The sequence below is a fragment of the Selenomonas ruminantium AC2024 genome (assembly GCF_000687995.1).
Lineage (GTDB): Bacteria > Bacillota > Negativicutes > Selenomonadales > Selenomonadaceae > Selenomonas_A > Selenomonas_A ruminantium_B.
The window spans coordinates 352,905-364,228 of record NZ_JIAC01000001.1 but is presented as its reverse complement, the minus strand read 5'-3'; the positions used below and the strand labels follow the sequence as shown (position 1 = coordinate 364,228).

Below are 11,324 nucleotides of genomic sequence, written 5' to 3'. Positions count from 1 at the left end.
GTAATGCAAATCCTCTACAACTTAGCGGCGATTCTGGTCGTCATATTGATTATACCGGTGTTTATGATACGCTCGGTCAGGGAAAAAGGTTTTGTGGAGCGTATCCGCCAGAGTCTGGGGTTCTACCCGGTAGAGACTTTGGAAAAGGTGGCCAAAAAACACTGTATCTGGGTGCACGCGGCTTCTGTAGGTGAAATCGTAGCCACGAGTCCCCTGATTAAGGAATTTCATAAGGAATTTCCCAAGACGCCAATTCTGGTGTCTGTAGTTACTACGAGCGGTTATGAAATGGCCAACCGCATCATCAAAGATGCGGATGCCATTATCTACTTCCCGCTTGACCTGCCGTTTTTGGCAGGCAGTGTCCTGCGGCGCATCCATCCCCGGGTATTCCTGCCTGTGGAAACGGAGCTCTGGCCGAACTTCTTGAAGACGGCTCGCAAGCTGCATATTCCGGTCATGATGGTTAATGGCCGTATCAGCGACCGCAGTGTGAAGCAGTACCGCTATCTTAGAAGCCTGCTCAGTGACATGATTGGCACGGTGACCAAGTTTGCCATGCAGTCTGATATTGATGCGGATTATATTATGCGGCTGGGGGCTTCCCCGGAACTCGTGACGGTGACGGGCAACACCAAGTTTGACCAGACCTACACCGATGTCAGCCCGGAAGAAAAGGCAGCCATTGTCCGTGAGATGGGGCTGGAAAAGGCCGAAGGTATTTTGCTGGCCGGTTCCACCCATCGCGGCGAAGAAGATTTCGTCCTCAAAGCCTTTAAGGCTGTGCGGGAGAAGCATGGCAAGGCCAAGTTGGTCATTGCGCCCAGAGAATTGCTGCGTACCCAGGAGGTCATTCATATCTGCAAGCGGGCCGGTTTTACGGTAACCACCCGCACCAAGCAGCAGGAACAGGGGCCGCAGGATGCGGATATCGTGATTCTCGATACCATTGGCGAACTGGGCAAGGTTTACAGTGTTGGTGATGTGGTCTATGTCGGGGGCAGTCTGATTCCTCATGGCGGGCACAATATTCTGGAGCCTGCAGCCCATGGCAAGGCCATTATCGTGGGCCATTACATGTTCAACTTCAAGGATACCCATGCCTTGTTCAAGAAGCGCAATGCCTGCATCACGGTGAATAACGAACAGGAACTGGCGGCAGAGACTGTGCAGCTCTTTGATGATGCAGCACACCGCCATCAGCTGGAAGCGGAAACCTTGGCTATTGTGGGCGAAAATAAGGGCGCATCCCGCAAGTCGGCGATTATCCTGCGGGAAATGCTGGAATCCTATGAGAGTATTCCTGAGAACCGTCAGCGGGCCCGCTTTACCCAGAAGATTGACAACTTCCAGACCTACTTTATCGAGCTGGTACATCTGAAGGAAGTAAACGGCTTTGGGGAGCATATCCTGACGGCGCTGCTCTACATCCTGTCGAAAATCTATGCGCTGCTGGTGGATTTCAAACTTTGGGGCTATCGCCATGGTATGTTCAGCCGCAAAAAGCTGGACTGCTTTGTCATCAGTCTGGGCAATGTGACCGTAGGCGGTACAGGCAAGACGCCGACTGCTCAGCGCTTGGCCAGCGATATTCGCGATATGGGCTACAAGGTGGTCATTTTGAACCGTGGTTACCGGGCTAAATGGCATGGCAAGGTCGGTATTGTTTCCGATGGTGAGCGCCTTCATATGACGGCTGCTGATGCCGGTGACGAGGCCTTCATGCTGGCCAAGCACCTGCCGGAAGTGCCGGTCCTTATTGGCGCAGACCGTTCTGTTACGGGGCAGTACGCCATTGAAAACTTTGGTGCCGAGGTAGCCATTCTGGATGATGGTTTCCAGCATTGGCAGCTTGAACGCGATATGGATATTTTGCTGGTGGATGCCGTCAATGTCTTTGGCAACGGCTATATGCTGCCACGCGGCACACTGCGCGAACCCATCACCCATATCAGCCGTGCTGATGTATGCCTGCTGACCAAAGTGGACCAGGCGGCCGAGGGTTCGCGTGACTTTATTCGCGATACGGTACATCGCTACAACGAAGAGGCGCAGATTGTGGAAAGCATCCATCAGCCACGGCGTTTTATCCCCCTGGCTGACTGGTATGTGGACATTGCCGGTGATGGCATCGATGTGAATCAGATGCGGGGTAAGCAGATTATGGCGGTATCCGCCATCGGCAATCCTGCCTCCTTTGAACAGACCCTGTCGGATTTGGGCACGGTGATTTTGGAAAGTCTGCGCTATCCCGACCATCACGACTACAGTATGCAGGAAATGGCTGACATTCTCCATCAGGCTGAACGCATGGGAGCAGAAGCCATTGTCATTACGGAAAAAGATGCGGTGAAAATTCCCATGGAAGTCATCCATGCCGGCATCAAGATTCCCGTTTACGTCATCTGCGTGGAAGTGACCTTCCAGCAGGGCAAAGAAGAATTCAAATCACTGCTGGCCCAGCGTTTGGCAGACAAACTGGGGCCGCGGACTGCAAAATAAAAAGTAAGAGGGACCATTATGAAGGTACTTTGTGTTATTCCCGCCCGTTATGCATCCACCCGCCTGCCGGGCAAACCATTGAAGGACATTGCGGGCAAGCCCATGATTTGCCGGGTTTACGACCGGGCGATACAGGCCAAAAAAGTTTCGGATACCATTGTGGCGACCGATGATGAACGCATCGTAACGGCCGTGGAAGCAAATGGTGGCAAGGCCATGATGACTAGGGACGACCATCCCACTGGCACCGACCGTCTGGCCGAGGTAGCTGAGGCATTTCCGGATGTGGATTTGATCATCAACGTGCAGGGGGATGAGCCGCTGATTGAACCGGGACTCATTGATGAACTGGCCGCTGTTTTTGAGATGGACAGTGAACTCAAGATGGCTACCGTCAAGACAAAGATGACGGAGCGGGCGGAAATCGAGAACCCCAATAATGTAAAAGTTGTAACCGACAAAAATGGTTATGCCCTTTACTTCTCCCGTTCGGTAATGCCGTATCCGCGCAATGAAGGCTGTCCAGTGTATAAGCATATCGGCATTTATGCCTACAAGCGGGATTTCCTGCTCAGCTATGCGAAGATGGAATCTACCCCGCTGGAGCAGTCGGAGTCTTTGGAGCAGCTGCGTGCACTGGAAAATGGCTACCGCATCAAGGTCGTCGAGACAAAAGCGAAGTTTGTTGGTGTTGATACTGCCGAGGATTTGGCGAAGGTCAACGAGATATATAAATCGAAAGGAGCTTGAATATGAATCAGGTTAAAGTTGGTAATTATGTGATTGGTGGCGGAGAAAAGCTGACTTTGCTGGCTGGTCCCTGTGTGTTGGAAGGTCTGGATCGTTGCCTGCTGATTGGTCGTACCATCAAGGAAATCTGCCAGCGTTTGGACATCAACTATGTATTTAAGGCTTCCTTCGATAAGGCGAACCGTTCTTCCTATCATAGCTTCCGTGGCCCTGGCATGAAAAAGGGCATTGAGATGCTCAAGAAAATCAAGGAAGAACTGCAGGTTCCTGTGGTTACGGATATCCATGAGTCCGCGCAGGCTAAGCCTGTGGCTGAAGTGGCCGATATCCTGCAGATTCCGGCGTTCCTCTGCCGTCAGACGGATCTTCTGCATGCCGCTGCTCAGACGGGGCGTGTGGTCAACGTGAAGAAGGGGCAGTTTCTGGCGCCTGAGGACATGCGCAATGTGGTGGACAAGCTCCATGAAAGCGGCTGTGACCAGATGATGCTCACCGAGCGCGGTGCTTCTTTTGGCTACCACAATCTGGTGGTGGATATGCGTTCCCTGCCCATCATGCGCTCCTTCGGTTATCCCGTGGTAATGGATGGCACGCACAGTGTACAGCTTCCGGGTGGCAATGGCACTACTTCTGCCGGCAACCGTGAGTATGTGGAATATCTGGTGCGGGCTGCTGTGGCTGCCGGTGTGGATGCACTGTTCCTGGAAGTTCACGACAATCCGGAAGAGGCCCTGTCTGATGGTGCCAACATGGTTTACCTGGACAAGCTGGAAGACCTCTTGAAGGATGCTGTTGCCATTCACGAAATCGTCCGTCATAAGCAGAAATGATTTAAGCTTTAGTAAATCGAGGGGATAAGATTGATCAACAAGATAAAAGAAGCGGCACTGGAAACTCTCACCATTGAGGCGTCTGCCGTAGAAAAACTCAAGGAACGCATTGACGAGGAATTTGTGGCTGCTGTGCAGTGCATTCTGGACTGCAAGGCCCGTGTGGTTGTAACCGGCATGGGCAAATCCGGTCATGTGGGCCGCAAGATGGCCGCTACCTTTGCCAGCACCGGCACGCCGGCCTTCTTCATGCATCCCGGTGAAGCGTTCCATGGCGATTTGGGCATGGTGACGGAAAATGATGTGGTGATTGCCATTTCCAACAGTGGTGAGTCGGCAGAAGTGGTCAACATCCTGCCGATTATCCGCCGTATTGGCGCCCGCATCATTGCCATGTGCGGACGCCGTGATTCGCAGCTCGGCAAGGCCGCTGACCATTTTGTCGATATCGGCGTGGAAAAAGAAGCCTGCCCGTTAGGACTGGCACCTACCGCCAGCACCACGGCCACGTTGGCCATGGGCGATGCTCTGGCTATCGCCCTCATGAGTGTTCGGGACTTCACAAGTCAGGATTTTGCCCTGTTCCATCCGGGCGGAGCTTTGGGCCGTAAACTCTTGCTCACCGTCAAAAACGTCATGCACACGGGCGAAGAAAATCCCTTGGTGCATAAGGATAAGACGGCTAAGGATGCCCTCTTTATCATGACGGATAAGGGCTTGGGCGCCGCTTCTGTTGTTGATGACAGCGGCAAGCTTGTAGGCATCATCACCGATGGTATCATCCGCCGGGCGCTGGCCAAGGATTATAAATTCCTTGATGAAGCCGTGGGCAATATCATGTTCGAAACGCCGCTGACCATCAAGCAGGAAGCCATGGCTTCGGCGGCCCTCTCGGTTATGGAAAAACACAAACCGCGCCCCGTTACGGTGCTGCCGGTTATTGATGACAATAAAATTCCTGTGGGTATTATTCATTTGACTGACCTTTTGCGTCAAGGAGTGGTATAATGGAGATTCACAGCAAAGCAATTGAAGCTGCCAAGAAGATAAAGCTGATTATTTTTGACGTGGATGGCGTGTTGACAGATGGTGGGATTTATATTGGCGAGAAGGGGGAGCTTTATAAGCCCTTTTATTGCCGGGATGGCTTGGGCATAACCTTAGCACATAAGGTGGGGCTTAAGACTGCCATCATCACCGGCCGGAAGTCCAAGCAAGTGGAGTTTCGGGCCAAAGAACTGAATATCAGCGAGGTCTTCCAGGGCAATTCCGACAAGCGGGAGGCTTATGATGAGCTCAAGAAGCGCACTGGTCTCCGCGATGAAGAAATCGCCTACATTGGTGACGACCTCATCGACTTGCCCATCATGCTGCAGGTTGGCCTGCCCATGGCTGTGGCCGATGCCATTCCCGATGTGCGCATGCATTCTCTGGTGGTTTCCTGCTGCCCCGGCGGCAGAGGTGCTGTTCGGGAACTGTTGGAATTCATCTTCAAGGCTCAGGGCGAATGGGAAGATTTGATGGCCAGCTTTTTGATTCCGGTGAAATCTGAGGAAAATGCCGGACTGATTCAGTAAAGCAAGTAATGTAATTGTGGGGGAAGAAGATTAATGCAGTATAAATTTGTGATGTTTATGAGCTGGGTGGTGCGTCATACCCCCTATAAACTCGTAATGGCTGCCGGCTGGGTACTGGGACAGCTATACTATCTTCTGATTAAGAAGCAGCGGGAGCTGGCAGTGGCACAGATTATGCCTGCCTTGGGGCTTAATGAGGCTGAGGCGCGCAGAACCGTGCGGGATTCCTTTGTGAATCTGGCACGCAATGTGCTCGAAATCCTCTATATGCCCAAGCTGACCCCCAAGAACTTTCACGAGTATATCGAAATTGACCATTTGGAGCGCATGACGGATGCCTTGGCAGAAGGCCATGGGGTCGTGGTGCTCACCGGTCATATCGGCACCTGGGAATGGCTGTCGGCGGCTTTTACCATGAACGGCCTGCCGGTAACGGCCATTGCCAAGCCACAGCCCAATATGCAGTATACCAATGCCCTGAATGATTTGCGTAAGACCATCAATGTGGAGATTTTTTCCCGGGGCACCAGTGAGCTGTTAGCGGCAGCCAAGGCACTCAAAAAAGGAAAAATCCTTGGCTTCCTGGCGGATCAGGACGGCGGCCCCAATGGTGCATTCCTGCCCTTCTTTGGCAAGCTGGCAGCTACGCCCATGGGCCCGGCAGTCTTTTCCTGCAAGTTCAAGGCGCCGGTGCTGCCCGCCTTCATCCTGCGCCAGAAGAATGGCAAGCATAAAGTGGTGATTGGCGAGGTCATGCGGTACGAGGACACCGGCGATACGGACAAGGATTTGTTTGACTTCACCGTGAAGATGACGAAAATAATCGAAGATATTATCCGGGAAAACCCCACCCAGTGGCTGTGGTTCCAGAAGCGGTGGAATACGCCCCCGGAACAGCAGAATGTGGGCAAGCACCACACGGTTAAAGCACAGGAGGAAGCCTGATGGACAAGAAGCGCAAGTTATGGCTTGGCGCAGGACTGGCAGTTTTTATCGCTGCGATTGTTTGGGCGGTGGTTACCGTTCCGGATACACCTTCGCCGGATGCTGACCCCAATAGTGGGCGGTTTATGAGTTATGATGGCAATGTACTCAGCGAGGAAAAGAACGGCCGGAAAATCTGGGATTTGACGGCTGAACATATCGATGTGGATGTGAAGACCCGCGACGCCAAACTGGAAAAACTGAAAGGTCATTTTTATGCCGAGGATGGCCGGGTGGTGGAAGTAACCGCTGATAAGGGTACTTATGAGGATAAGACCAAGAACATTGTCATTGCTGGCAATGTGGATGTGAAAAACAGCGATGGTGCCAGGTTGACTAGTGATGAACTGCGCTGGGAGGCTGCCAAGCAGCTGCTGGCTGCTGTGGGCAGTGCCAAGGTCACGAAAGAAGATATGCTGGCTACGGGTGAGCGGATTGAAAGCAGTGACGGCTTCAACAAAGTCAAGGTGATTGGCAAAGCCCATCTGGCCAAAGGAGGAAATACAAATGCAAAATAAGATGAGAAAGCTTTTATTGACCCTTTGCTTGACCGCAGCTCTGCCTGTGGGTACACTGCTCGCCGCAAATGAACCGGCCAGCCTGGATGCGGACACGGTGGAATACGATATGAAAAGCGGTTTGGCTATAGCCACCGGTGATGTGCTGATGAAGCAGGGCAATGCTAAGGTTACTGGTGCCAAAGCTACCTACAATTCCAAGACTCAGGAGGGGACCGTGGAAGGCAATGTTATCGCTGTGCGTGACGACTTGCGTGTTACCTGTGACAAGGTTGTCTCCGATGGTCAGGGCCATATGAGTGCCACGGGGAATGTGCATGGTGTTCAGGGCCAGAAGACCTTTACGGGTGAACATGTGGACTACTATCCCAATCAGAATAAATATGTGAAAATCCCTACGGGCGGCACCATTACGGATGGCGGCGACACCTTTACGGCTGATTATATGGAAGGCTGGCTGGATGATGAACATTACATCGGCAAGGGCAATGTCCATGTCAACAGCCCGTCCCGTAAGATGGAAGCCGGCGGCGACCACGCAGATTACGTGGGCAAGGAACAGGGCCGTGTCATCATGACCGGCAATGCCTGGGCCATTCAGGAAAACAATACCATGAAGAGCAATAGACTTACCCTTTATCTTGACCCCAATGGCAGAGCCAAGGTCAAGTAAGGGGCTGTAACGATAAATTTGGAGGGCAGAGCTTTGCATATTGAGGCAAAAAATCTGGTAAAAAAGTTTAAGGAACACACCGCGGTGGACCGGGTGTCCCTGCGTGTAGAAAAGGGGGAAATCGTAGGCCTCTTAGGCCCTAACGGTGCCGGTAAGACCACATCCTTCTACATGATTGTGGGCTTGGAGCAGCCGACCTCCGGTGAGGTGTTTCTGTCCGATGTGAATATCACCAAAATGCCCATGTATCGCCGGGCTTCTTTGGGAATCAGCTATTTGACCCAGGAGTCCTCCATTTTCCGCAAACTCACAGTGGAAGAAAATATCATGGCCATTTTGGAGACCACGGAACTTTCCAAAGCTGAACAGAGAAACAAGTTCGAGGAGCTTTTAGAGGAGTTTCATATCACCCATGTGCGTAAACGCAAGGGCACAGAGCTTTCCGGTGGTGAGCGCCGCCGGGTGGAAATTGCCCGCTGTCTGGCGCTGGAACCGCAGTTCATCCTGTTGGATGAACCCTTTGCCGGCGTTGACCCGCTGGCTGTGGCAGACATTCAGGAGATTATCCAGTACCTGCGTCAGCGGGGCATGGGCATCCTGATTACGGACCACAATGTGCGCGAGACCTTGCAGATTGTGGACAGGGCCTATATACTGAGTGAAGGTAAAATTCTGCTGGAGGGCGATAGCCGCACGATTGCGGAGAGCCCCATCGCGCGGAAATTTTATCTCGGCGAGAACTTTACCTTGTAAGGAGAACAGATATGCGATTGCGAATTTTGGACAAATATATATTCCGCGAGGTTTTCATGACCTTCGTCTTTGGCATTTGCGCGTTCTCTGCGGTGTTCATCGGTTCGGGGACATTATTCCGGATTGCTCAGTACATAACGGATTATGGCGCTTCCCTGCAGGCGGTCATCAAAATCTTCATCTTTGGTCTGCCCGGTGTCGTTATGTGGACCTTTCCCATGTCCATGCTGCTGGCTACATTGCTGACCTTTGGCCGCTTGTCCAGCAACAGTGAGATAACGGCCATGAAGTCCTGCGGCATCAGCTTTTCCCGTATTGCCATGCCCGCCCTTGTCCTTGGCTTCATTGTCAGCATTGGGGCGATTGCCTTCAATGAATACGTGGTTCCTTGGGCAAATACTGCCTACCGCAATGTGCTCTATTACGAGATTCAGGGCAACACGACCATGAAGAGTCAGGAGCACATCATCCTCAAGGAGATTTCCGAGGGCAAGATGCAGCGTCTGGCTTATGCGCGTCTCTTTAATGCCGAGACACAGCAGCTGCAGGGCGTGACACTGCAGGAATTTGGCCCGGACGGCAAAGTAAAGCATGTAGAAAATGCAGATTTTGCAGACTGGGATGGCAAGAAATGGGTTATGCATAACGGTGTCATCTACGATATTTCCGAGAATGAAGACCAGAGCGAACATATGATTCGCTTTAAGACCCAGGTGCTTCCGATTGCTTCGAATCCCCAGCAGATTGTCCGGGAGCAGAAGGAACTGGAAGAGATGACCATGAAGGAACTGCGGGCGCAGATTGAAATCATGAAGACCCAGTATGTCAATACGAGTGCGATTGAGGCAGAACTTTATCAGCGTGTGACGGTTCCTTTGGCCAGTCTGATATTTGCGCTGGTCGGTGTGCCCTTGGGTCTGCAGCCGACCCGCAACAGCTCATCGGCAGGTTTTGCGATGAGTGTTATCATTATCTTTGCTTACTATGCGCTGATGACCATGGGCAGCGCTTTGGCACGCAGTGAGGCCTTGCCGCCGCTGCTGGCTGTTTGGCTGCCTAACATTATCGGTCTTATCGCAGGCGGTTTACTCATCAGGCGGGCGGCCCGCTAAATTTTAGGAAAGGTGGTTGACAGATGTCAGGAATATCCTTGATTACCGTGCTGGTTATTACCGGTGGGGTAATCGCCTTTATCGGGGATAGGCTCGGCACGAAAATCGGCAAGAAACGCCTGTCGATTTTCGGCCTGCGTCCCCGGCATACATCCATAATCATTACGATATTCACCGGTATTGTCATTACCACTCTGACGTTTGGCGTAATGGCAGCGGCTTCGGATAACGTGCGCACTGCACTCTTCGGCATGGAGAAGCTGAACCGCACCATGCAGGAGACGAAAAACAATCTGGAGAATACGCAGGCGGATTTGGCTATGGCTAAGTCCGAGCAGGAAAAGACGGATGCAGCTTTGCAGCAGTCCAAAGCGGACGTAGACAGGCTCAACAAGCAGCAGAAAACCTTGGAGGAAGAGGCTGCTAAGCTGCAGTCCGGCATTACCGAATTGGAAAGTGCCAAGGCACAGCTGACGGCAAAGAATGAGGAACTGTCCGGCTCCAATGAGAAGCTCCTGGCGGCCAATGACAAGCTGACCAACGATAACAAATCCTTGGAGCAGCGCACGCAGCAGCTACGCGATGGCCTGATTACCATTCGCGAAGGCGATATCGCCTTCCGCGCTGGAGAAATCATCGCCAGCGGCGTAATCCGGGGCAATCGCTCCGTGGAGGATGTGGCCGCAGACATGCAGACGCTGGCGGCTCTGGCCAATCGCAATGTATCGGCCCGTTTCGGCAGTGACCGTTCCGACAAGGAAATCTGGATTTACCAGCCCGAATATGACACGGCGGTAGAAAACATTGCCAAGAGCTCACGGGATATGGTGGTACGCATTGTGGCAGCCGGCAATTTGGTGCGGGGCGAGGAAGTCCGCACCAATCTGGAGCTTTATCCCAACAGTGTGATTTTCCGGGATAAGGAATTCATCATTGCCCGCCCCTATGACATGATGGATGGTTCGGATGCGGAAGCAGAACAGACCATTATGAACTTCTTGAAGGATGTAAACTTTGCCGCTACCTCCAAGGGCATTCTGCCTGACCCCTTGCGGGGGACTGTGGGGGTAATGGAAGGAGCTCAGTTCTACGAGATTGTAGCGCAGCTCCGCGGCCAGCGGGGGCCGGTGATTCTTTCGGCATATGCCAACGGCAACACCGATGCTTCCGGGCCCTTGCGTCTGAAGATAAATGTGGAGAAAAACACGCAATGACTATCGCAGCCCTCGACCCCGGGCGGGATAAATGCGGTTTCGCCGTCCTTGACGGTGAGGGCAAGGTCCTGACCCAGCGGGTCATCGAGACAGACAAACTCATAGAAGAAGTAACTGCGGCTAAAGCTGACTACGGCTTTAGCCGTCTCGTTATCGGCAACGGCACCACCAGCAAAATCGCCCAAGGGCGGCTGAAAGAAGTGCCGGAGCTGGTGGTACTGGTGCGGGATGAATACCGCACCACGGAACTAGCCAAGGGAGAATACTGGAAGGCTAATCCGCCCAAGGGCTGGCGCCGTCTTATCCCCGTCACCATGCAGGTGCCGCCGGTGCCTGTGGATGATTTTGTGGCGGTCATCTTAGCACGCCGCTTTTTACAGGAAGAACAGCAGAGCAAAGGAGAGTAACGAA

General features: G+C 52.7%; 12 protein-coding genes. All 12 read left to right on the top strand.

The genetic code is table 11. From position 1 onward, the window contains the following. Positions 1-3: 3 nt before the first annotated feature. Genes lpxK through P157_RS0101635 form a run of 12 tightly spaced genes read left to right on the top strand, consistent with a single transcriptional unit; the run spans position 4 to position 11,320 of the window. Positions 4-2,502, top strand: a complete 2,499-nt coding sequence (gene lpxK, locus P157_RS0101690; protein ID WP_026759482.1) for a tetraacyldisaccharide 4'-kinase — start codon at positions 4-6, stop codon at positions 2,500-2,502. A gap of 18 nt (positions 2,503-2,520) precedes the next feature. After that, complete coding sequence (gene kdsB / locus P157_RS0101685) at positions 2,521-3,252, top strand: 3-deoxy-manno-octulosonate cytidylyltransferase (RefSeq protein ID WP_026759481.1); 732 nt, start codon at positions 2,521-2,523, stop codon at positions 3,250-3,252. 2 nt (positions 3,253-3,254) lie between these two features. Next, complete coding sequence (kdsA, locus tag P157_RS0101680; protein ID WP_026759480.1) at positions 3,255-4,082, top strand: 3-deoxy-8-phosphooctulonate synthase; 828 nt, start codon at positions 3,255-3,257, stop codon at positions 4,080-4,082. 30 nt (positions 4,083-4,112) lie between these two features. After that, positions 4,113-5,090, top strand: coding sequence for a KpsF/GutQ family sugar-phosphate isomerase (locus P157_RS0101675; RefSeq protein ID WP_155266684.1), 978 nt, complete (start codon positions 4,113-4,115; stop codon positions 5,088-5,090). Then, the gene (locus tag P157_RS0101670) at positions 5,090-5,659 is read left to right on the top strand and encodes a KdsC family phosphatase (protein ID WP_026759478.1); all 570 of its coding nucleotides are present in this window, start codon (positions 5,090-5,092) and stop codon (positions 5,657-5,659) included. Before P157_RS0101675 ends, P157_RS0101670 begins: the two co-directional genes overlap by 1 nt. 33 nt (positions 5,660-5,692) lie before the next feature. Further along, complete coding sequence (locus P157_RS0101665; protein WP_026759477.1) at positions 5,693-6,604, top strand: lysophospholipid acyltransferase family protein; 912 nt, start codon at positions 5,693-5,695, stop codon at positions 6,602-6,604. Beyond that, positions 6,604-7,161 (top strand): LPS export ABC transporter periplasmic protein LptC, encoded by a 558-nt coding sequence (gene lptC, locus P157_RS0101660; RefSeq protein WP_026759476.1) that lies wholly within the window; start codon positions 6,604-6,606, stop codon positions 7,159-7,161. Before P157_RS0101665 ends, lptC begins: the two co-directional genes overlap by 1 nt. Beyond that, on the top strand, positions 7,151-7,834 hold the full coding sequence (locus P157_RS0101655) for an LptA/OstA family protein (protein WP_026759475.1): 684 nt from the start codon (positions 7,151-7,153) through the stop codon (positions 7,832-7,834). The genes lptC and P157_RS0101655 overlap by 11 nt, the downstream gene beginning before the upstream one ends. A 33-nt stretch (positions 7,835-7,867) precedes the next feature. Continuing rightward, on the top strand, positions 7,868-8,587 hold the full coding sequence (gene lptB / locus P157_RS0101650; protein WP_026759474.1) for an LPS export ABC transporter ATP-binding protein: 720 nt from the start codon (positions 7,868-7,870) through the stop codon (positions 8,585-8,587). A gap of 11 nt (positions 8,588-8,598) precedes the next feature. Continuing rightward, positions 8,599-9,699 (top strand): LptF/LptG family permease, encoded by a 1,101-nt coding sequence (locus P157_RS0101645; protein ID WP_026759473.1) that lies wholly within the window; start codon positions 8,599-8,601, stop codon positions 9,697-9,699. A gap of 23 nt (positions 9,700-9,722) precedes the next feature. Next, complete coding sequence (locus P157_RS0101640) at positions 9,723-10,913, top strand: DUF3084 domain-containing protein (RefSeq protein WP_026759472.1); 1,191 nt, start codon at positions 9,723-9,725, stop codon at positions 10,911-10,913. Then, entirely contained in the window at positions 10,910-11,320 is a 411-nt protein-coding gene (locus P157_RS0101635; RefSeq protein ID WP_026759471.1) for a resolvase, read from the top strand. Before P157_RS0101640 ends, P157_RS0101635 begins: the two co-directional genes overlap by 4 nt. Positions 11,321-11,324: the final 4 nt, after the last annotated feature.

Excerpts from the sequence above, each read along its gene's own strand:
- lpxK (WP_026759482.1), top strand. The coding sequence starts at position 4 with ATGCAAATCCTCTACAACTTAGCGGCGATTCTGGTCGTCATATTGATT.
- kdsB (WP_026759481.1), top strand. The coding sequence starts at position 2,521 with ATGAAGGTACTTTGTGTTATTCCCGCCCGTTATGCATCCACCCGCCTG.
- kdsA (WP_026759480.1), top strand. The coding sequence starts at position 3,255 with ATGAATCAGGTTAAAGTTGGTAATTATGTGATTGGTGGCGGAGAAAAG.
- P157_RS0101670 (WP_026759478.1), top strand. The coding sequence starts at position 5,090 with ATGGAGATTCACAGCAAAGCAATTGAAGCTGCCAAGAAGATAAAGCTG.
- P157_RS0101665 (WP_026759477.1), top strand. The coding sequence starts at position 5,693 with ATGCAGTATAAATTTGTGATGTTTATGAGCTGGGTGGTGCGTCATACC.
- lptC (WP_026759476.1), top strand. The coding sequence starts at position 6,604 with ATGGACAAGAAGCGCAAGTTATGGCTTGGCGCAGGACTGGCAGTTTTT.
- P157_RS0101655 (WP_026759475.1), top strand. The coding sequence starts at position 7,151 with ATGCAAAATAAGATGAGAAAGCTTTTATTGACCCTTTGCTTGACCGCA.
- P157_RS0101645 (WP_026759473.1), top strand. The coding sequence starts at position 8,599 with ATGCGATTGCGAATTTTGGACAAATATATATTCCGCGAGGTTTTCATG.
- P157_RS0101640 (WP_026759472.1), top strand. The coding sequence starts at position 9,723 with ATGTCAGGAATATCCTTGATTACCGTGCTGGTTATTACCGGTGGGGTA.
- P157_RS0101635 (WP_026759471.1), top strand. The coding sequence starts at position 10,910 with ATGACTATCGCAGCCCTCGACCCCGGGCGGGATAAATGCGGTTTCGCC.